14 protein-coding genes are annotated in these 21,063 nt (G+C 73.3%); 6 read left to right on the forward strand and 8 right to left on the reverse strand.

Annotation, left to right across the window (positions count from 1 at the left end):
• The first annotated feature begins 25 nt into the window (after positions 1 to 25).
• The gene (locus tag ACWCP6_RS25855) at positions 26 to 322 is read left to right on the forward strand and encodes a trypco2 family protein (protein ID WP_450934932.1); all 297 of its coding nucleotides are present in this window, start codon (positions 26 to 28) and stop codon (positions 320 to 322) included.
• A 10-nt stretch (positions 323 to 332) separates the two neighbouring features.
• Positions 333 to 3,464 carry a tetratricopeptide repeat protein gene (locus ACWCP6_RS25860; protein ID WP_450934933.1) on the forward strand — a complete coding sequence of 1,044 codons (3,132 nt, stop codon included), beginning with the start codon at positions 333 to 335 and terminating at the stop codon, positions 3,462 to 3,464.
• 31 nt (positions 3,465 to 3,495) lie between these two features.
• Here the strand turns inward: ACWCP6_RS25860 and ACWCP6_RS25865 are convergent, their stop codons facing one another.
• Together ACWCP6_RS25865 and ACWCP6_RS25870 are read right to left on the reverse strand one after the other, a co-directional pair.
• Complete coding sequence (locus ACWCP6_RS25865; RefSeq protein ID WP_450934934.1) at positions 3,496 to 4,215, reverse strand: hypothetical protein; 720 nt, start codon at positions 4,213 to 4,215, stop codon at positions 3,496 to 3,498.
• Positions 4,212 to 4,832, reverse strand: a complete 621-nt coding sequence (locus ACWCP6_RS25870; protein WP_450934935.1) for a TetR/AcrR family transcriptional regulator — start codon at positions 4,830 to 4,832, stop codon at positions 4,212 to 4,214. The genes ACWCP6_RS25865 and ACWCP6_RS25870 overlap by 4 nt, the downstream gene beginning before the upstream one ends.
• Positions 4,833 to 4,937: 105 nt before the next feature.
• On the opposite strand from ACWCP6_RS25870, the gene ACWCP6_RS25875 reads away from it, so the two are divergent.
• Complete coding sequence (locus ACWCP6_RS25875; RefSeq protein WP_450934936.1) at positions 4,938 to 7,118, forward strand: MMPL family transporter; 2,181 nt, start codon at positions 4,938 to 4,940, stop codon at positions 7,116 to 7,118.
• Positions 7,119 to 7,236: 118 nt separating this feature from the next.
• On the opposite strand, the gene ACWCP6_RS25880 is transcribed toward ACWCP6_RS25875, so the two are convergent.
• Positions 7,237 to 8,868 (reverse strand): alpha-L-fucosidase, encoded by a 1,632-nt coding sequence (locus ACWCP6_RS25880; protein ID WP_450934937.1) that lies wholly within the window; start codon positions 8,866 to 8,868, stop codon positions 7,237 to 7,239.
• 138 nt (positions 8,869 to 9,006) lie between these two features.
• Positions 9,007 to 11,370, reverse strand: a complete 2,364-nt coding sequence (locus tag ACWCP6_RS25885) for an alpha-L-fucosidase (protein WP_450934938.1) — start codon at positions 11,368 to 11,370, stop codon at positions 9,007 to 9,009.
• A gap of 259 nt (positions 11,371 to 11,629) precedes the next feature.
• Between ACWCP6_RS25885 and ACWCP6_RS25890 the strand changes: the two genes are divergently transcribed.
• Positions 11,630 to 12,973, forward strand: a complete 1,344-nt coding sequence (locus tag ACWCP6_RS25890) for an amidase (protein WP_450934939.1) — start codon at positions 11,630 to 11,632, stop codon at positions 12,971 to 12,973.
• Between the two features lie 84 nt (positions 12,974 to 13,057).
• Here ACWCP6_RS25890 and ACWCP6_RS25895 read toward each other — a convergent pair whose 3' ends face one another.
• Positions 13,058 to 13,231: a hypothetical protein gene (locus ACWCP6_RS25895; RefSeq protein WP_450934940.1), complete on the reverse strand. Its 174-nt coding sequence runs from the start codon at positions 13,229 to 13,231 to the stop codon at positions 13,058 to 13,060.
• Positions 13,232 to 13,577: 346 nt separating this feature from the next.
• Between ACWCP6_RS25895 and ACWCP6_RS25900 the strand changes: the two genes are divergently transcribed.
• Together ACWCP6_RS25900 and ACWCP6_RS25905 are read left to right on the forward strand one after the other, a co-directional pair.
• Positions 13,578 to 14,123 (forward strand): HD domain-containing protein, encoded by a 546-nt coding sequence (locus tag ACWCP6_RS25900; RefSeq protein ID WP_450934941.1) that lies wholly within the window; start codon positions 13,578 to 13,580, stop codon positions 14,121 to 14,123.
• A gap of 267 nt (positions 14,124 to 14,390) precedes the next feature.
• A complete protein-coding gene (locus ACWCP6_RS25905) occupies positions 14,391 to 15,257 on the forward strand; it encodes an SDR family oxidoreductase (protein WP_450934942.1) in 867 nt (288 codons plus the stop codon).
• Positions 15,258 to 15,434: 177 nt separating this feature from the next.
• Here the strand turns inward: ACWCP6_RS25905 and ACWCP6_RS25910 are convergent, their stop codons facing one another.
• The 3 genes from ACWCP6_RS25910 to ACWCP6_RS25920 form a co-directional block, all read right to left on the reverse strand.
• Positions 15,435 to 16,901, reverse strand: a complete 1,467-nt coding sequence (locus ACWCP6_RS25910; protein WP_450934943.1) for an SDR family NAD(P)-dependent oxidoreductase — start codon at positions 16,899 to 16,901, stop codon at positions 15,435 to 15,437.
• Positions 16,902 to 17,153: 252 nt separating this feature from the next.
• Positions 17,154 to 18,527 carry a wax ester/triacylglycerol synthase family O-acyltransferase gene (locus tag ACWCP6_RS25915; protein WP_450934944.1) on the reverse strand — a complete coding sequence of 458 codons (1,374 nt, stop codon included), beginning with the start codon at positions 18,525 to 18,527 and terminating at the stop codon, positions 17,154 to 17,156.
• A gap of 164 nt (positions 18,528 to 18,691) precedes the next feature.
• A complete protein-coding gene (locus ACWCP6_RS25920; RefSeq protein ID WP_450934945.1) occupies positions 18,692 to 21,043 on the reverse strand; it encodes a GH92 family glycosyl hydrolase in 2,352 nt (783 codons plus the stop codon).
• Positions 21,044 to 21,063: the final 20 nt, after the last annotated feature.

Raw genomic sequence — 21,063 nt, forward strand, 5'->3', positions numbered from 1 at the left:
CACAGGGCGGGGCTATGGAGGATCGTTGACCAGCGCCAACGGGGAGATCGCCGAGGCGATCGCACAGTTGCGGGCCCAGCTCGCCGCCGCTCAGGACAGCGGCGAGGAGGAGCGGCTGCAATTCCGGGTCACCGAGGTCGAGATGGAGTTCCTGGTCGAGATCCGCAAGGACGCGAAGGCGTCGGGCGGCCTGCGGCTCGGTGTGGTCAAGCTGGGTGCGGACGGATCGGTGGCCCAGGGCACCAGCCACCGGCTGAAGCTCACCCTGGACGTCGTGGACAGCCGTACCGGCGACTCCGCGACCGTTTCCGGCAGACGCTAGGGGTCCGCCCGTGTCGGAACACCTTCATCCCGGTCTGGTGGCCGTCACCGCCGGACCGGTCGACAGCGCGGGCCGCAGGGAGTTCTCCTCCGGGCGGCTGATCACCCCGACGCTGGTGCTCACCTCCCGGCACGGCGTGGTCCTGGCCGGCGGAGAGCACCGGCCCGGCATCGAGGTCCGGCTGGTCCTCGGTGCACGTGGAGGGGTACGGCCGGGCGATCCGGTCACCTGCACGGTCGCCTGGGCCGGAACCGACGACCTGGACGCGGCCCTGCTCAGGCTGCACCCCGCCCCCGACTGGCAGCCCCCGGACGGCTTCCTCCCCGCTCTCCGGGTCGCCGAGCCCGCGGGCCGGCTGCCCGTGCCGGTCACCGTCACCGGTATGTCGGCCGCCGCGGCCCGCAGTACCGGCAACTCCACCGAGACCGAGACCGTCCGCGGCTCGATCGACCCGCTCACGTACACCGGAAGCGACCGCTACGCCATCGACCTGCGGACGGGGTGGCCGACGGGCTGGGACGAGTGGTCCGGCATGTCCGGCAGCGCCGTGCTCGACGACGCACAGTCCCTGATCGGCGTCGTCGCCTGGAGCGACCGGGCGTACGCCGGGCGGCGGCTGACCGCCGTACCGCTGCGGGCCCTGCTCGCGGACCGCGGATTCCAGGCCGTTCTGCGGGATGACGTCGGGGACGTACCCCGGCTCGCGCCGAGCGGCGCGGACCGGCCGGGCGAGGGACCGCACGGCGCGGGCGTACCGTCCGGCCCGCGGCCCGCCGCGACGCGCCCGGCGCTCGGGTCCGCGCTGTACACGCTGAAGGCGCCGCCCCGCGCCATCGTCGACCGCAGGGCCGAGTTGAGCAGCCTGCCGACACTGATCCGGGAGGGCCGGTCGGGGCGCCCGGAGCTGATGCACGCCATCGTCGGCATGGCCGGCGTGGGGAAGTCCGCGCTGGCCCGTCACCTCGCCCACCGCTTCGCCGCCGACTTCCCCGACTGCCAGTTCGAGCTGGACCTGTACGGGCACACCCCCGACCAGGAACCGCTGGACACCGAAGCCGCGTTGGAGGTGCTGCTCAGCTGGGCGGGCATCGGCACCGACCACGCCCCCACCCTGGACGTCAAGGCGGCGCTGTGGCGGGACTGGCTGCGCGGACGGCGGGCGCTGCTGCTGCTCGACAACGCCGGGTCTCTCGACCAGGTGGCCGGCCTGCTGCCGGGGTACGGCGACTGCCTGGTGCTCATCACCAGCCGGAACGTCCTGCACGACCCCGAGCGGATCACACTGACGGAACTGGACACCCTGCCCGAGCCCGACGCGGTGCGGCTGCTGGTGTCGGGCGCCGGGCTCCCGGAGGAGGAGGCGGCGGACCCGGCGCTGGCGCAGGTCTGCCGGATGTGCGGGTATCTGCCGCTGGCCGTCCAGGCGGTGGCGGTGCGACTGCGCTTCGAGGACCCGGCCGATCTGCTGGCCGCGATGCGGGAGGCGGAGTCCCCGCTGCTCGACATCCCCGACGCGGACACGCGTGTCGGCTCGGCGTTCACCGTGTCCTACGAGGCTCTGCGCACGACCGATCCCGCCCAGGCCGCCCTGTTGCGGACCGTCGCCCTGCAGCCGGGCCCGGACCTGGGCGCCGACCTGTGCGCGGCGATCAGCGGCCTCCCGCCGAGGGAGGTCCGCAGACGGCTCGCCGATCTGGCCGACCGGCATCTGCTGCAGCGGCTGGGCGGCGGGCGGTTCGGCTTCCACGACCTGTTCCTGGCCTACGCTCGGTCGCAGGCACTGACGGAGGAGTCCGCGGAGCGTTGGGGTGATGTCTTGTCCAGGACCTTCGAGCACATGCAGACGCGCGGCGAGGCCGCCCACCGGGTGCTGGCCACCGGAACCGCCGCGGAAGGGTCCGGCTTCGGCAGCACGGGAGAGGCGCGGGGCTGGCTGGAGGCGGAGCGGGCGAACCTGGTCGCGGTCACTCTGGCCGCGATCGACCGGGGCTCGCCACGGGCCCGCGGGCTGGCCGACCTCTCGCACACGCTGCTCGGGTGGCTCGGCATGACCACGGAACTCGGCCGGATGTGGCTGGCCTTGAAGGACGCGGCCCAGCGGTCCGACGACCGGCCCGCGCAGGCGGACGCGCACCGCGGGCTGGGCGACGTACGGCGCAGGCAGGGCCGTTACGCCGACGCCCAGGACAACTACCGGCAGGCGGAGGAGATCTACCAGGAGCTCGACGACCCGCACGGACAGGCACGCGCACTGTGGGGGCTCGGCGACATCCGGCGGATGCGGGGCCAGTACGCCGACGCCGGCGCCGTGTTCGAACGGGTCCGGCGGATGTACGAGGAGCTCGGCGACCGGCACGGTTGCGCCGAGGCGCTGTGGGGACTGGGCAACGTCGGCCTGTCGCTGGGCCATTACGAGGAGGCGAGCGAGGCGTTCGGCCGTGCCGAGCGCATCCACGACGAGCTGGGCGACCGGCGCGGCCGTGCGGAGGCGCTGCGCGGCCGCGCCGACGCCCGGCGCCTGACCGAGCGGCACGCGGAGGCCAGGACCGGCTACCAGCAGGCGCTGGAGCTGTACACGGAGATCGGCGACCGGCGTGGTCAGGCCCAGTCCCTGCGCGGGCTCGGCCACCTCGACCGGCTGGAGGCCCGCTACGCCGAGGCCGGCGAGAAGTTCACCGTGGCCCACGAGCTGTCCAGGGAGATCGGCGACCGGCGGGGCGAGGCCGACATGCTCCGCGGCCTCGGCGACGTGCAGCGCATGCTCGGCGAGTACGACGCGGCACGCGAGGCGTTCACCCGGGCGAGCGCCGTCCTCCGCGAGACGGGCAACCGCGGGGGTCAGGCGTACGCCCTGCGGGGCCTCGGCGACACGGAGCGGATGGCGGGCCGGTACGCGGACGCGCGGGCCGCCTACGCACAGGCCCGCGGCATCTTCGAGGAGATCGGGCTCCGGCGCGGGCTTGCGACCGCACTCCAGGGCCTGGGCGAGCTGGCGCTCACGCGCGGGTCCGGCACGTCCGATCCTGCCGAGGCCCGCGAGGCGTTCGGCGCGGCGCTACGGATCTACGAGGAGATCGGCGCCGAGGCCTCCGCCGCGCAGTGCCGCGAGCGGCTCGCGGGCCTCGCCGCGGAGCCGTCCTGACCGGCCGCCGCGCGCGGCGGGGCGGCCGGGCTCAGACCGCGTGGCACGCGGCGCCGGTGCCCCCGCCCTTCGGGGTGGCGGCGAGGGCGAGGCCGAGCGTCAGTCCCCTCTGCGTGGGGGCGGCCGAGGTGAGCCGGGACCCCGTGGGCAGGTCGTGCAGGGTGACGGTGTGCGGTGCGAGGCGGTCGCGCAGGCCGGCCGCGGCGGACATGGACGCCAGGGTGCCGACCGGGACCTCCCGTCCGAGGACGGCGACGGTGGTGGGGGTGACGGTGACGCTGTCGGCGGTGTGCGTGATCCGCGTGTGGACGGTGACCGGGAGCCCGAGACTGCCGGCGGTGCCGGTCAGGACGAGTCCGGTGTCGTCCTTGGTGACGGTCATGCCGCTGCTGTCGCCGAGCCGCTTCCGGAGCTCGGTGTAGGGGACGGTGACGTCGGCCGTCCCGCCGCCGGTGGTGCCCCCGGTCGTGACGTCGTGCAGATCGGCCGACACGTCCACGTCGGTGCCGTCGCGGTGGACGCCCTCGGCGTCGATGTGCACGGTGCCCAGGTCCCCCGTCAGTCCCTTCAGTCCGGCGAAGGTGGCGGTGAGGTCGGCGCTGACGTGACCCGGGTGGTGCAGCCGGCAGTCGGCCGCGCTGACGATGTGGTCCTCGGCGGTGTGCTCCAGCGCGAGATTGCCGACGACCGCCGCGAGGGCAGCGGCGAGGACGACGGCGGCGGAGACGGCGGGGGTGCGACGGATCTTCACGGGCGAGGAGTTCCTATCCGGGACAGGATGGCGAAGGCCGCGGGGAGCAGGGGGGGCGGGACGGGCTCTTCCCGGCCGCTCCGGCGGCGGTTGCGCAGGGTGCGCAGGACGGCCCGCACGGCGGAGAGCGCGGCGCCCGCGATGACCGCGGCGTGCAGGTCGGCGTCGGGCGTCCCGGACGGGAGCCGCTTCTCGATCAGGAGGCCCAGCCGTTCCTCGAATTCGCCGAAGGCCAGCACGAGCCGGGAGGCGACGAGGGACTCGGTGCCCTCGAGCGGGCGGGTCAGGGCGGTGAGGCTGGTGCCCGCGAACGGCTTGACCGCGTCCAGCAGCGCCTGGGTGACCGCCTGCAGGGGGTCCTCGTCCGCCGGCCGTTCGGCCAGGGCCCGCTCGACGTGCGCGAACAGCTCGATGCCGTCGGGCAGGAGCAGAGCTTCCTTGCTGTCGAAGTAGCGGAAGAAGGTCCGCTCCGACACGTTCGCGCAGGCCGCGATGTCGGCGATGGTCGTGCCCGCGAAGCCGTGCTCGGCGAACAGCTTGGCGGCGCATTCGCGCAGGGCTCGGCGTGTCTGGTCCTTCTTGCGCTCGCGCAGTCCCGGCTCGTCGGTCTCTGACATGGCAGCACCCTAACCGCCATCCCGTCACAAATGCCAATTGTCAGGACTGACATTTTTACGTATACGCTTCCTGTCAGTCCTGACAGATTTCCTCCTGGAGGCGACGTGTCCACCTCTCCGCCCGAGACCGCACCGCCGGAGACCGCACCGCCGGTCACCGCCTCCCCGAGCCGGCTGGGCCGCCTCGGGGCGTTCTGCGCCCGCCATCCGGTGTGGGTGATCGGCGTGTGGCTGGTCCTGCTGGTCGCCGCACTCGCCGGCCGTCATGCGGTCGGCCCGGTGTTCAGCGACGAGGTGAGCCTGCCCGGGAGCCGGTCGACGCAGGGCGCCGATCTCCTCAAGGCGTCCGACCCCGCGGCCGGCGCACCCAACGGACGCGTCGTCTTCCACGTCTCCTCCGGACGCCTGAGCGCGCAGCAGCCGGCCGTCGACAGGACACTCTCCGATCTGAGGACGCTGCCGCACGTCACCGCCGTGTCCGCGCCGGCGGTCAGCGGCGACGGGCGCACCTCCGCAGCCACCGTGTCCTTCGACACGCAGCTGAAGACGCTCGGGCACGACTACACCGGGCAGTTGGACAAGGCCACCGCACCGGCCAGGGACGCCGGGGTCGGGGTCGCCTACGGCGGCGACTTCAGCGAGGTCACCCGCACGCCCGCCAACGACTTCGCCAGCGAGGCCGTCGGCGTCGCCGCCGCACTCGCGGTCCTGCTGGTCGGCTTCGGCAGCGTGCTGGCGGCGCTGCTGCCCCTGGCCACGGCGCTGGTCGGGGTCGGCGTGGGCCTCGGCCTGGTCGGGATCGTGGCCGGCACCGTCACCTTCGCCACCGCCGCCCCCACCCTGGCCGCGATGGTCGGCCTGGGGGTGGGAATCGACTACGCCCTCTTCCTGACCACTCGGTTCCGCCAGGACCTGATCGACGGACACGAACCCACCGCGGCCGCCGGTCGTGCCAACGCCACCAGCGGGCACGCCGTGCTGGTGGCCGCGCTCACCGTGGCGGTCGCGCTGATGAGCCTGTACGCGTGCGGGCTGACGTTCATCGGCAAGCTCGGTCTCGCGGGCACCGTCGCGGTCGTCGTCACCGCGGCCGCCGCGCTCACCCTGGTCCCCGCCGCCCTCGGTCTGACGGGCCGTCGCATCGACCGGCTGCGCGTGCGCAGGCGGCCCGTCGCGGAGACCGCGGGTGACCGGGACGGCTGGCGCCGCCACGCCGCCCTGGTGGCCCGCCGCCCCTGGACGTTCCTGCTGGCCGGCACCCTCGTGATGGCCGCATGTGCCGTACCGCTGCTGTCGATGCGGCTCGGCCACGTCGACCCCGGCGCCGACAAGCCCGGTACGACCAGCCGTACCGCCTACGACCTCATCTCCGACGCCGACGGGCCCGGTTTCGGTCCCGGCGCGAACGGCCCGCTCACGGTCGTCGTCGACCTCGACGGCGCCTCCGCCGCGAAGACCTCCGACAGCCTGACCCGGGCGCTCCACGACTCCGAGGGCGTCGCCCGGATCACCCCCGTGCGGCCGACCTCCGACGGCAAGCTGCTGGTCACGTCCGTCACTCCCGACGGCGGACCGCAGTCCGCCACGACCAGCGACCTGTTCGAGACCCTCAAGGACCACACGCTGCCCGACACCCTCGGGAGCACCGGCGCGCACGGCTACGTCACCGGCACGACCGCGGGTCAGCTCGAGTTCCGCGACACCATCACCCGGCGTCTGCCCGTCATCATCGGGATCGTCCTGGTCGCCGCGTTCCTTCTGCTGGCGATGGTCTTCCGCAGTCTGCTCATCCCGCTCACGGCGGTCCTGCTCAATCTGCTGACGACGGCCGCCTCCTACGGCGTGCTCGTCGCGATCTTCCAGTGGGGCTGGGGGGACGGCCTGCTGGGCCTGTCCGAGCCGGTGCCGATCGAGTCCTATGTGCCGATGATGATGTTCGCCATCGTCTTCGGGCTCTCCATGGACTACGAGATCTTCCTGCTCTCCCGGATCGCCGAGACCTGGCGGGCCACCGGGGACAACGCCCACGCCGTGGGCACCGGCCTCGCCACCACCGGGCGCGTCATCTCCAGCGCGGCCTTCATCATGACGGCGGTGTTCCTGTCCTTCACCGCATCGCCGACCGTGGTCGTCAAGATGCTGGCCCTCGGCCTCGGCGTCAGCGTGGTCCTCGACGCCACCATCGTCCGGCTCCTCCTGGTGCCGTCGACGATGCTCCTGATGGGCCGGGCCAACTGGTGGCTGCCCCGCCGGCTGGACAAGGTCCTCCCGCGGGTCCACGCCTGACGGGCGGGTGTCCTGCGGAGCACGCCGGGCCCGCGGGGCCCGGTCCGCAGGACACTCCGGCCGCCCGCTCCCCCGCGCGAAGGGTCGCCGCCCGATGCGCGGGCGGCGACCTCCGGGGTCACACGGCGGAGCGGTACAGCCCGAACTCGGCGATGCGCGCCGCCTGTCGGGACCGGGTGACCCGCAGCCGCCAGTGCCGCGCGGTCAGGGGTGCCGCGAGCGTCAGGATGCGGCTCGCGCCGACGGTTCCGGCCTCGGCGGCCTGCGCCCAGCCGCCGTCGGTGTACGCCTCGACCACGACGTGCTCGATCTGCTGGCCGTGCCGGATGTCCTCGGCGAGGCGGATCCGGTCCACCTCGCGTGTACCGCCGAGGTCGAGCGTGAGAGTGCCGTGGGACGGGGCGGGCGCCGTCCATGCCGTCCGCGGGTCGCCGTCCACCGCGGCACAGGGGCGGCCGCCGTCGCCGCCGGCGCGGGTGCCGCGGGCGAGGTCCACGGGAAGTTCCCGCCCGATGCGCTCGCGGAACTCCCGCAGCCGTGCCACGTCGGCGTCCGCGAGCAGACCGCGGTTGTCGGGCGGGACGTTGAGCAGCAGTACGGAGTTGCGGCCGACCGACCGGAACCAGATGTCGGTCAGCTGCTCGACCGACTTGGGCTGCTGGTCGGCGTGGTGGAACCAGCCCGGCCGGATCGACACATCGCATTCGGCGGGCCACCACTGGAGGTAGTCCGCGCTGCCCCGTGCCCGGAGCAGCGCTTCGCGGCTGCCCTGGTCGGGGGCGTCGTAGGGCAGGGCGTAGTCGGTGCGGCCGTGGTCGAGCTCGGTGACGGGGACGACGCTCCACTCGTTCTCGCGTGCCAGGCCGCCCTCGTTGCCGACCCAGCGCACATCGGGACCGGACACGGCGATCGACGCGTCCGGGGCGAGTGCCCGCACCAGCGCGTACCAGCTGTCCCAGTCGTACTTCTCGACCCTGTCCGGCGGGATGCGGCCCTGCGCCCCGTCGAACCAGACCTCGTCGACGGGCCCGTACTGGGTGAGCACCTCGTAGAGCTGGTTGAGCATATGGGCGCCGTAGTCGGTGGCCTGGAGGGTGAAGGTGCGCGGGGCGGTGCCCGCGCGGTCGTCGCCGTCCACGAGGGTGGGGATGGTGCGGACCGATCGGGCGCTGCCGTTGGCGTAGACGCCGTGCAGGTACTGGTTCTCGTCCGCCGGGGAGACGTAGACACCGACCTTGAGCCCGTGGCGGCGCATGGAGTCGGCGAAGTCCCGCAGCACGTCGCCCCTGCCGCCGCGCCAGCTGCTGGAGGCGACGCCGTGCCGGGTGTACCGGCTCGGGTGGAGGACGAAGCCGTCGTGGTGCTTGACGGTGAGGATGGCGAGCTCGAATCCGCCGTCGCGCAGTGCGCGCGCCCACTGGTCGGTGTCGAGCTGCGACGGCTGGAAGACGTCCGGGTCCTCGTCCCCCGTGCCCCATTCCAGGCCGGTGAACGTGTTGACGCCGAAGTGCAGGAACGCGGTCTTCTCCCGCCGCTGCCAGGCGATCTGGCGGTCCGTGGGACGGACCCGTGAGGCCTTGGCGACCAACTCGTCGGGGGAGTCGGCGGGGCTGACCGGGATGCGCTGGTGCGGCTCGTCCGGGGACGAGCGGGGCAGTGCCGCCGCGGCGGACGGCGCGGTGAGTGCGGCGCCCGCCGCGACGGCGGTGGCGGTGGCGGACAGGACGAACTGGCGTCGGCTGACGGCCATGGAGGCGGCTCTCCCTGAGGTCAGTGGGCGGTCGGCGTCCGGTGGGCGGGCGGCCGCTGGTCCGGCGGGCGCCGGCCGGGCCGTCCGCCGGGAGCGACGTGCCGGCGGGACGGGCGCCGGGACGTGCCTGCGGTGCGCTCAGCCATGCCACTCCACCTTGAACACCCAGACGTGGCGCCCCGCCCTACGGGCCGCCTGCGGCACGTCGATCACCAGTGCGCCACCGCGGACCGTCCAGGTGAGCGGTCGGTCGTGGCCGAGGAGCGTGACCTTGTCGCCGGGCCGGATCGGGACCGGCGCCTCGACGGTGAGCGTGGCTCCGGGCGCCGTCAGGGAGTGGATGTAGAACGCCTTGTTCTGCCGGACGGTGAAGCGCAGGTCCTCGCCGAGCTGCGCCATGCGCGACCAGTAGGTGGTGTCGTAGATCGCCTCGCCGTTGACCTTCAGCCACTCCCCCGTCTCGCGCAGCCGCGTCTGCATGATCTCCGGAATGGTGCCGTCGGCGCGCGGGCCTATGTCGAGCAGGAAGTTGCCGTTCTTGCTGACGATGTCGACGAGGCCGTGCACCACGTCCTCCGCGGTCATGTACCGGTCGTCGGGTGTGGCCCGGTTGTAGCCGTAGCTGAACGGGTCGAGTCCGCGGCTCGACTCCCATGGGGCGACGACCGTGTTCTGGTACGTCGTGTACTCGGGCGTCGTGAAGTCGTGGAAGGCGATGCCGGAGCGGTCGTTGACGGCGACCTCGTAGGGGCGCGGCCGGTTCTTGGCGTGGTTGAAGAACTCGGCGAGCACGGTCCGGCTGTCGTTGACACCGCCGATGTCGCACCAGATGACCTGTGGGTCGTAGCCGTGGATCAGCTCGAGCATCTGCGGGGCCTGGTAGCCCTTCACATAGTCCGCACCGGCACGGTAGCCGGTGTACGGGACCGGTTGCCGGGTGTAGGGGTTGCGCGGGGCGTGGCCCATCCACGGGTTGTCGGGGTTGAACCACTCCGGCATGGAGAAGTAGAGGCCGCGGTGGAGTTCGGGGGTGTAGCGCCTGGACGCGTCGAAGAGCTCCTTGACCAGGTCGCGCCCGGGGCCCATCTTGACGGCGTTGCGGTCGGAGACCTTGGTGTCCCAGAGCGCGAAGCCCTCGTGGTGCTTGGAGGTGAGCACGTGGTACTGGGCGCCGGCGTCGCGGAAGAGTTCGACCCAGGCGCGCGGGTCGAACCTCTTCGCCGTGAACATCGGGATGAAGTCGTCGTACGCGAAGTCCTCGCCGTACGTCCGCGCGTGGTACGCGTAGACCTCGTTGTCCGGGCTCTGCATGTGGTTCCAGTACCACTCGGCGTACTGCTTCCCCACCGGTGACCAGGCGGGCACCGAGTAGACGCCCCAGTGGATGAAGATGCCGAACTTGGCGGCGTGGAACCAGTAGGGCGCCTGGTGGCGGGCGAGTGAGGCGTCGGCCGGCTCGTAGTCGGTGACGCCGAGCGCGAGTTTCCGTGTGCTCGACGCCGCCGTGGCGCCGCGTCCGGTGGCGCGGACCCGGCCGTCCTGGACGGTGCCGGGCCGGACGCCCGCGCGGTTGCGGATGCCGACGCGGACGCGGGCCTGTTCGCCCGGGTCGAGGCGGGTGATGCGGGCGGGCTGCACGGTGCGGGCACCGGGCACGTCGACGGTGACCGTCAGGCCGTCGGAGGCGAGCACGGCGACGGAGCCGGCGTTGACGACCGTCGCCTCGACGCTCTGGGCGCCCGACTCCTCCAGCAGCGACACCGTGGAGTGCGCGTCGCGCAGCGCGACCGCGCGGCCCTGGGCGGCGGGCTGCAGGGAGAGCGCGAAGACATGCAGCGACGTCCTGCCGGCCTCGGCCGGGTGCGTCGTCGGCAGGGTGACCGCCACGGCCTCGCGCCGCGGGTCGAGCCCCAGCTCGCTGGTGCCGAGACCGACCTGGTGCGCGTCCTTCGTGCCGTCGGGCCTGTAGCGGTATGGGGCGGACAGGCCTCCGCCCGCCTGGTACCAGTCGGATCCGCCGATGCCTGCGGTCGTCGTGGACCCGTCCGCGTAGTGCACGGTGGCCGTGCCGGAGGCGTCCCCGTAGCTGCCCGCGGTCAGGAACACCGCCGACAGATAGCGGCCCTTGGGCAGGTCGATGCGCTGCCCCATGGCGACGACGTTGTTCGCGGCTCCCGCCGCCGAGGTCGGGAAGGTGAACGGGACTCCGTCGATGTCGACGCGGCCCGCGGGGAGTTCCTCCCCGGGGAAGGTGTATCCGGACCCGTCGAAGTCGCCGCCGCGCGCGGCGGCCGTGTCGATGCCGTCGTTGTCGAAGTGGGCGTCCAAGGGCACGGGAACCGGATCGGGGACGGTGCCCCAGGTGTCGTCCATCGTCTGCGCGGAGGCCTTCCGTGCGGTGCGGGGCGGGGTGGCGGCGAATGCCCGCCCCGTGGCGAGCGGTACGGCCGCGGCTACGGCGGCCGCGGAGCCGAGGACGTGGCGTCTTGGGTACGTACTCATGCGTCAGCACTCCCAGGCGACTCTGGCCGGACAGTCATCGGAGGTTTGATGATTGAGGCGACGTGAATGCCTGTCAATGGGACTTGCATGAAGGGGACTTGGACAATTGATCCGATGACCGGAGGGAGGGGCGGGATGGCACCCTGGACGAATCGAGGCTTCTGGGGCACAGTCTCGCCTGTCCGTGGATCACCGCACCGCCGTGCACGTATCCGCGCCTGCCGATGGTTCACCGAGCGCACGCCGACGAGGAGACCCCGTGACCGACTGGGCCGGACGCACCGCCGCCGAGATAGCCGCCGCCGTGCGCGAGAAGCAGGTGACACCGCGCGAGGTGGTCGCCGGTCATCTGGCACGGATCGAACGGCTCGACGGGCGGATCGGTGCCTTCCGCACGGTGCGCGCCGAGGCCGCGCTCGCCGAGGCGGACGAGGTGGCCGCCCGGACCGACCTCGCCGAACTCCCCCTCGCGGGCGTGCCGGTCGCGGTCAAGGACAACCTCGCCGTACGCGGCGAGTCGAACCGCAACGGCTCGGCGGCGACGGATGCGACCCCGGCCGACCAGGACCACCCCACGGTGGCCCGGGTGCGTGCGGCGGGTGCGGTGGTCGTCGGCCTGACGAACGTGCCGGAGCTCTGCGTCTTCGGCACCACGGAGGGCGCCTACGGCATCGCCCGCAATCCGTGGGACACCCGGCGCACGGCCGGCGGCTCCTCGGGCGGCAGCGCAGCCGCGGTCGCCGCCGGGATGGTGCCGATCGCGCTGGGGAACGACGGCATGGGGTCGATCCGCATCCCGGCCGCCAACTGCGGACTCGTCGGGCTGAAGCCGGGCCCCCGCACCATCCCTGCGGGCATCGGTCACGGCGACTGGTTCGGTATGGCCGAAAACGGACCCCTGGCGACGACGGTGGAGGACGCCCGGACGCTGTTCGCCGTCCTCGCGGACGCGGAGGTACCGGTCCCGGCCGACCCGGAGCGGGTCTCGGTCGCCGTCTCCGTCCGCAGCCCGCTGCTCGGCGTACCGGTCACCCGGCCCTACGCGACGGCCGCACGGGAGGCCGCCGCCGCGCTCACCGGGGCGGGCCATCGGGTGCGCCGCGCCGATCCGCCGTACCCGTGGTGGCTCGGTCCCACCGCGCTGGCGCACTGGACCGCGGGGACCGCCGTGGACGCACAGGACCTGGACCACCGTCTGCTCGCCCCGCGCACGCGCCGGCACGCCGCCGTCGGCAGGCATCTGGTGCGGACGGTGTCCGGCGGTGAGCGGCGGACCGCGCTGCGGACCGCCCTGGAGCCGTTCTTCGCGGAGCACGACGTGCTGCTGACGCCGGCGCTCGCCCGGCCGGGGCCGGCGGCGGTGACCTGGCACCGCCGCGGGTGGCTGCGCAATCTGCTGGCCAACACGCGCTACTCGCCGCTCACACCGCCGTGGAACCTCACCGGCTGGCCCGCCATGGTGGTGCCGTTCGGTTCGCTGCCGTCCGGTGCGCCCTGCGCCGTCCAGCTGGTGACCCGCCCCGGCGGCGAGGCCCGTCTCCTGGGGCTCGCCGCACAGCTGGAGGCGGCACGTCCGTGGGAGCGGACGGCGCCGGTGGGCTGAGCCGGGAGCGGGCGGCACGGCAGGTCCGGGGGCCGGAGCCCCCGGACCGGGGAGCGGCGGGGCGAGGAGGTGCCCCGGTGAGCCTCAGTCGACGCTGGGCAGGATGTGGGGCTCCGCGAGGTCGTCCTCGTAGCCGGCGAGGCGGATCGGGGCCGACCTGGCCCACACCTCGAGGCTGCCCAGCTTCTCCGCCTTGCGGTTGCCGCCCTCGGTGCGTTCCTTGGGGCGCTCTTCTCGTCTCGACTTCTCTGGTGTCACCGCGCACTCCTTCTGTGTCGGGTAACCCCCGGGGCGTACGGGCCGTGCACTCGTGCCAAGGCTCCTGCCACCCCGGTCGGGCTGGTGTGTCGGGGGCGAAGCGGACGCGGTGGCGCCGGTTGACTCACGCTCGGGCGGGCCGTGGTGACCGGCCGTACCGGGACGGACGAACGGGTGCTGGTGACATCCGTTCGGGCTGTCCGTGCGCTACAGACTAACCAAATGAGCGGGTCCCCGCTCGATAGGGCCCGAAACACATGCGACCGTTGCGCGTCGCTTGGCGTTCATTCGGCCATGATCTGCTGCCTGGTGCCGAGAGCCAACCGCAGGGAGGAGTGGGCGAGGCATGGAGCTGCGCAGCGTCGACGACCTGATGGATCTGCTGCACACCTGCCGTGGCGCGTGGGACACGCCCGACCGCAGCGGCGACCCGGTCGATCTGCACGACCATGCACTGCAGACGGCCGCACTGCTGCGACGCACCCATCCGAGTGACAAGGAGCTCCAGGTGGCGGGGCTGGTGCACGACCTGGGGCATCTGGTCCATCCGGGTGACGACGCGGGGCACGCGGACCACGCCGCCGACCTCGTGCGGCCGCTGCTCGGCGAGCGGGTGGCCCGGCTGGTCCGGCTGCACGTCCCCGCCAAGCGGTACCTGGCGGCCGTCGAACCCGGTCGCGGGCTCTCCGCGCAGAGCACGCTGACGCTCACCCTCCAGGGTGGGGTGATGACCCCCGCGGAGGTGGCGGCCTTCGAGAGCGACCCGATCGCCGAGGACGCGGTCACCCTCCGCCAGGCGGACGACGCCGGCAAGGTCGTGGGCCTCAACGCGGGCGAGCTGGAGGACTGGCGCCCGGTCCTGGAACTGGTAGCGGCCGCCCGCCGCGGCTGACCTCCCGCGCACACCTCGGCCCGCTCCCCCGACCACCCGTGCAGCCCCCGCCGTCCGCGGCGTCCGGCTCACCTCACCCCTCCCCGGGTGCCCGTGCGCCCGCACCTCCGCCTCTGCCTCTGCCTCTGCCTCCCGCGGACCTTCCGGCGCACGACCGCCGTGCCCGCCGCGCCCGCCGCCGGCCCCTCCGTCCACGGACGAATCCGCCCATCTCCTTCACCGACCGCCCCCTCTCCCCGTGACGCCCCGTCATGAGACGGTGCGCGGATGATGTCACGGGACGCTTTGGAGGGCAGGGCGGCCGTGGTCACCGGCGCCACGCGCGGGATCGGGCGGGCCGTCGCGGGGGCGCTGGCCCGGTCCGGGGCGCGGGTGTGCGTGACGGGCCGGGACCCGGACGGGGTGACCGCCGCGGTCGACGAGCTGCGCGCCACCGGGGCGGAGGCGGTCGGCCTCGCCGGGACCGTGGCCGACCCGGCCCATCTGTGGGAGGTCACCGACCTGGCCCTGCGTACCTTCGGCGGGATCGACGTGGTGGTGAACAACGCGGCGGCCAACGAGCCGTACGGCCCCCTCATGGACGTCGACCCGGACCGCTGGCGCGACGCCTTCGCGGTGAACGTGGAGGCTCCACTGCGGCTGGTGCAGTGCGCATGGCGCGCGTGGATGTGCGACCACGGCGGCAGCGTGGTGAACATCTGCACCGAGGGCGCTGGACACGTGGGTCCGCAGGTGGGCGCCTACGGCACGAGCAAGGCCGCACTGCTGCACCTGACCGCCCAGCTAGCGGGCGAGCTGGGCCCGCTGGTACGCGTCAACTCCGTGTCCCCCGGACTCGTCCGCACCGACATGGCCCGCTTCGTCTGGGAGGGCGCGGAGCAGGAGCTCGCCGCGGGAGTGCCGCTCGGCCGCATCGGGGAGCCGGAGGACGTGGCCCGGGCCGTCGTCTGGCTCTCATCGGACGAGGCCGGCTGGATCACGGGCGCGGACCTGCTGGTGGACGGCGGCACCCGGGTCAGGGCGGCGGGCGGCGGCACGTACCCGGTCCACGACCGGCTCCGGTCACGGACGCCCGGTGCCGAGGGCCCGTCGCCGGACTCCGGCCGGCCCTTCGGGCGGACGACGGGAACGTGACGACAGGCCCCGCGAACGTCCCTGGTGCCCGTCGGGGGTGACCGGTGACGGCCGGGCGGGGCCGATGCGTCATCGTTTCCGCCACACGGCGTCCGCTCCGCCCCGGCTCCCGGACCGACGTGGCGCCTCCCCCCCGGATCCCGGACCACCGTGGACGCGGCGACCGGGCGGCCGGGCTCACCACTTGCCGGGCGCGTAGTCCTTCAGGAAGACGCCGTACAGGTCCTCGCCCGCCTCGCCGCGCACGATCGGGTCGTAGACCCGTGCCGCGCCGTCGATGAGGTCGAGCGGCGCGTGGAAGCCGGACTCGGCCATGCGCACCTTGTCGGGGTGGGGCCGCTCGTCGGTGATCCAGCCGGTGTCGACCGCGGTCATCAGGATGCCGTCCTTCTCGAACATCTCCTGGGCGCTGGTGCGCGTGAGCATGTTCAGCGCGGCCTTGGCCATGTTGGTGTGCGGGTGACCGGCGCCCTTGTAGCCGCGGCCGAAGACGCCCTCCATGGCGGAGACGTTCACGATGTAGGCGCGGCGGGAGCCCTTCGCCACGGCCGCGGTCATCGCCGAGCGCAGACGGCTGATCAGGATGAACGGCGCGGTGGAGTTGCAGAGCTGGACCTCCAGCAGCTCCACCGGGTCGACCTCCTCGACCGTCTGGACCCAGCTGTTGGTGTCGTGCAGGTCGGGCACCAGACCGCCCGCGTCGATGGCGGTACCGGCCGCGATCCGCTCCAGCGAGGCGGAGCCGGACACCAGCGCCAGCTCCGTGACGTCCTGTGCGGTGAGTGCGCCGGATCCGGCGACGGGGAGCGCGGCCACGGCGCCGGAGCCGAAGGTCCCGATGACCTCTGCCGGGGGCAGCTCACCGGCCGGCAGCGGCGCGGACTCGGCGGTCAGCAGCTCGCTGTAGGCCTGCGGGGAGCGGCGCACGGTCTGTGCGGCGTTGTTGATCAGGATGTCGAGGGGGCCCTCGGCGGCGACCGAGTCCGCGAGGGCGACGACCTGGGCGGGGTCGCGCAGGTCGATGCCGACGATCTTCAGACGGTGGATCCACTCGTCGCTGTCGGGCATTGCCTTGAAGCGGCGGATCGCGTCGTTCGGGAAACGCGTGGTGATCGTGGTGTGCGCGCCGTCGCGCAGCAGCCGCAGCGCGATGTACATGCCGATCTTGGCCCGGCCGCCGGTGAGCAGCGCCCGCTTGCCGGTGAGGTCCGCGCGGGCCTCACGCCGGGCCCGGTTCTCGCCGGCGCAGTCCGGGCAGAGCTGGTGGTAGAAGTAGTCGACCTCGACGTACCGGCTCTTGCAGGTGTAGCAGGACCGCGGGCGCTGGAGTATGCCCGCGATCTCGCCCTTCGCCGTCGCGGACGAGGGCAGGATGCCCTGGGTCTCGTCGTCGATGCGCTCGGCCGAGCCGGTCGCGGTGGCCTCCGTCACGGCCTTGTCGTGCGCGGTCTTGGCGGCCCGCCGCTCCTGGCGGCGGCGCTGCTTGACCACCCGGTAGACGTGCGAGGTGGCACGGCGCACCATCACCGCGTCGGGGTGGTCGACGTCCAGCTTGTCCAGCTCCTCCAGCACGCCGAGGCAGACGGCGAGGCGTTCGGGGTCGATGCCGGGACCGTACGCCTGGCTGTCCTCTGTCACGGTCATCGATGTGTTCCTCGTGTCGCTCGCGCCCTGGAGTTTCAAAACGTGAACTTTACGTGAGGCACGGGCCTGCCCGCCAAACCGATCGGTGGCCGGACACCGGCCCGAGCCGCCCCGGCCCGGCGCCCCGGCTCACGGCCGGACCCCGGCGGGCTCCGGGACCCGCGGCCGAGGCAGGCCGGACAGCGCGCCCTCACCGGGCGCCGGACACCGGAATCCTCGCCGGGTGTCCGCCGGACCGGGCCACCGCGGCCCTCAGTGCACCGCTGCCGCCGCCTCCCGCAGTTCGCCTGCCTCCTCCCGCAGCGCACGTGCCAGCACATCGAGGTCGGGTACCGCCGCGGCGTCGGCGACGAGCCCGTAGTGGACCCGTCCGCGGTAGGTCGAGACGGCCACCGCCAGGGCCTGCCCACGGGCGAGCGGCGCGAGCGGGTACACCTCGGCGAGCGGGCAGCCGCCGAGCTTCAGGCCCAGGCTGGGCAGCGGCACGCTGGTCACCAGGATGTCGAAGAGCAGCCGGGCGGCCTGCGCGACGACGGGGCCGCCGAGCCGGTGCCCCAGCGGGGGCACGTGGTCGGCGAGCAGCGCGACGGCGCCCGCTCCGCGGTGCGGGCCGGCGTCCTTGTTGCGGTCCATGGCGGTGCGTACGGCGCGTAGCCGGGCGAGTGGGTCGGGGTCGCCGACGGGGAGCCGTATCAGGTACCCGGAGAGCCGGTTGCCCTGCGGGTGGGCGGTGCGCGGGCGGCGCCGCGACACGGGGATCAGCGCGCGCGGCTCGACGCCCTCGCTGCCGTCGCCGCGTTCGTCGAGCCAGCGGCGCAGCGCCCCGGCGACGACGGCGATCAGGACGTCGTTGACGGTGCCGCCGACGGCCTTGCGCACCCGGTGCACGTCGTCCAGGTCGAGCACGGCTCCGGCGGTGCGGCGGGTGCCGGTGGGGCGGGAGACGAGGGCGGGCGTGGAGCGTACGTCCCAGGTGGCGCGGGCCACGGACGCGCCGATGTCGAGGGCCTGGGTGACATCGGTGACCGTGTCGCGGAGCAGCCCGGGCAGGTTGCGCGGGTGCAGATCGGCGAGCGAGGCCCGGCGCAGGCCGAGGGGGCCGAGCACGGGAACGGCGAAGCCGGGCGAGGGCGCCTCGGCGGGGCGGGCCGGCCTGGCCGGGGGCGCCCCCATGGGGTCCATGAGGGCGGCGGCGAGCGTCAGCGCGCGCAGCCCGTCGGCGAGTGCGTGGTGGAACTTGAACAGCACCGCGAAGGACGCCCCGTCCTCGGCGGGCAGCACATGGGCCTCCCACGGCGGGCTCTGCCGCGCCAGGGGCCGTTCCATCAGGGCGCCCGCCGCCGTCTGGAAGTCGGCGGCGGGCGCGGCGAGGTGGACGTGGTCGAGCGGGTCGAAGCCGGGCGCCGCCTCGCGTGCCGCCCCGCCGACGGGCACCCGGACGTCGCGGATCCGCATGCGCAGCCCGGGCACGGCGGCGGCCCGCACGGCGAGGAGTTCCGCGGCGTGCTGCGCGGCGGACGGCGAGCCGGCGGCGAACACGCCGAGGGCACCGAGGTGCATCGGGTGGGCGGTGGACTCGATGTTCCAGAACGCCAGGTCGAGTGGTGCGAGCAGATCGGGAGTCAAGTGCGTGCTCTCGCGTCGACGACGGGGAGGGATGAAGTCAACCGCCGTCGGACGACTACGGTCAAGTACGATCAGGCTACGGACAGTTAACAGCAGATTAAGACCCGCCCCGGGTGGAGGGGCGGGTCTTGTGGGGCCAGGCGGGTCTTATGGGGCCATGGGGGTCAGCCGACCGGCGGCGGAGCGGCCTGCGCCGAGGTTCCCCAGGACGAGGGCCGCTCCCCGACGGTGAAGGACAGCTCACCCAGTCGGCGGAGCGCGTCGGTGGTCACATACGTCTTGTCGTACGGGACTCCGTCGGTGCGGGCCGACACGATGTACCGACTGCTGTCGGACGTGCCCGGCGCCGTCACCGTCAGGTGGCCGCGCGGGAAGTACCGGCGGTCCAGGCTCAGGTCGACCCGGTCGAACACCGGTGTGGACAGGCCCCAGGTCGCGGCGCCCGGCTGGACCGGGAAGATCCCGATCGACGACAGCACGTTCCAGGCGGACATGGTGCCGAGGTCGTCGTTGCCGGTCATGCCGGTCGGTGTGTCCGTGAAGAGCGTGAGCGCGGCGTGCACCACGTCGGTCGTCTTCCAGGGCTGACCGGTCGACAGATAGGTGTAGGGGGCTATGAGGTCGGGCTCGTTCTGCGGGTTGTACTTGTCCGCGTTGTAGTAGTCGTACGGGCCGTTGACCCATACCTCGCGCGCGGTCTTCGCCGGATCGTCCAGCAGCTTGTCGTAGGCGAAGAACGAGTCGAGGCGGCTGTTGGCCGCGGACTCCCCGCCGATGAGGCCCACCATGCCCGGCAGGTCCTGCGGCACCAGCCACTGGTACTGCCAGGACGTGCCCTCGTGGAAGCCCTCTCCACGGGCCGGGTCGGCCGGTCCGGTGAAGGCGCCGGAGGCGTCGCGGGCACGGAAGAACCCGGTGGCGGGGTCGAAGATGCTCCGGTAGTTCTGCGCGCGCCCGGCGTACCGCGCGGCGTCCGCCGTGTGCCCCAGGTCGCGGGCCATCGCGCCGAGCATCGCGTCGGACAGCGCGTACTCCAGCGTCGCCGACGCCCCGTGGTCGTAGTCGGAGTCGCCCGGCTTGGCGTGCGGGCGGCCCTTGACGTAGGGCGCGAAGCCATGGGCGATGTACTCGCGGTTCGCCTCACGGCCGACGGCCGGCGAGTCCGCGGGCGGCACACCGTCGGCGTTCTTCCTCAGGGCGCGGTACGCCTGCTCCGCGTACCCCTCGGGCCCCTTCAGCAGCCCCTGCTGGTAGGCGTTGGTGAGGAACGGTGTGACCGGGTCGCCGGTCATGATGTTCGTCTCGACGGTGCCGTAGCCCCACTTGGGCAGCCAGCCGCTCTCCTCGTCGATCTTCAGTACGGAGACGGCCATGTCGCGGGCCTCGCGCGGCGCGAGCAGCGACAGCAGCTGCGACTGGGTGCGGTAGGTGTCCCACAGGGACCAGTTCTGGTAGTACGTGAAGCCGCGGGTGCGGTGGACCTTCCGGTCCCAGCCGGTGTAGCGGCCGTCGACGTCACTGCCGATGTTCGGCGCCAGGAACGACCGGTACAGCGACGAGTAGAAGGTGCGCCGCAGCGTGGCGCCGCCGCCCTGCACCCGTACGTCGTCGAGCCGCTCCTCCCACGCGGCGCGCGCGTCGTCCGCCACCCGGTCGTACGAACGTCCGCCCTCGGCCCGCAGATTGAGCGCGGCCCCCCTGGCGTCGACGTACGACAGGGCGGTCGTCGCCTCGACCGTGCGGTCCTTGCGGGTGTCGAAGCGGACCCAGGCGCCGGTGCGGCCGCTCGTACCGGCCGTCTTCCGGGAGCCCTCGGTGACGGTGGCTCCGTTCCAGGTCCCCGAGGTGGTGAAGGGCCGGTCGAACCGGGTGACGGTGTAGACCGTGTACGGCTCGGTGCCCTGGCAGAAGCCGCTGCCGGTGATGGCCGTGCGCACGGTCCGGTCGTCGAGGATCTCCACCTCGGTGGCGACCGTCCGGTGCAGCGACTGCCCCGCGTTCAGCAGGACGTTGGCGTGGTCGGTCGCGGGGAAGGTGTAGCGCTGCACGCCCGTGCGGGCGGTCGCCGTCAGTTCGGCCTCGATGCCGTTCGTGAAGCCGACCTTGTAACTGCCGGGACTCGCCTGCTCGGTGTCGTGGCCGAACTCCGCCGCGTAGGCCGCGTAGTCGGTGGAGGTGATGTCGCCGGTGGTCGGCAGGACCGGCAGGTCGCCGCCGAGGCCGCAGCCGACACCGGACAGATGGACGAGCGAGAAGCCGCGGATGTGGTTCTGGGCATGGTCGTAGCCCGTGTTGTGGCCGGTGTCCGGCGAGAACTGCACCATGCCGAACGGGACGGCGGCGCCGGGATAGGTGTTGCCCTCGTTCTCCGTGCCGATGAAGGGATTGACCAGATCGGTGAGCCGGTCCGCTCGCGGGGCGGCCGCGTGGGCCGCCGGCGCGGCGAGGGCGCCGCACAGGAGCACCGCCACGGCGGCCACCGTCCTCGCACCGCGCAGCCGTTGGATCCATCTCATGGGTGGAAGCGTCTCCTTCA

The sequence above is a fragment of the Streptomyces sp. NPDC002004 genome (assembly GCF_053593975.1).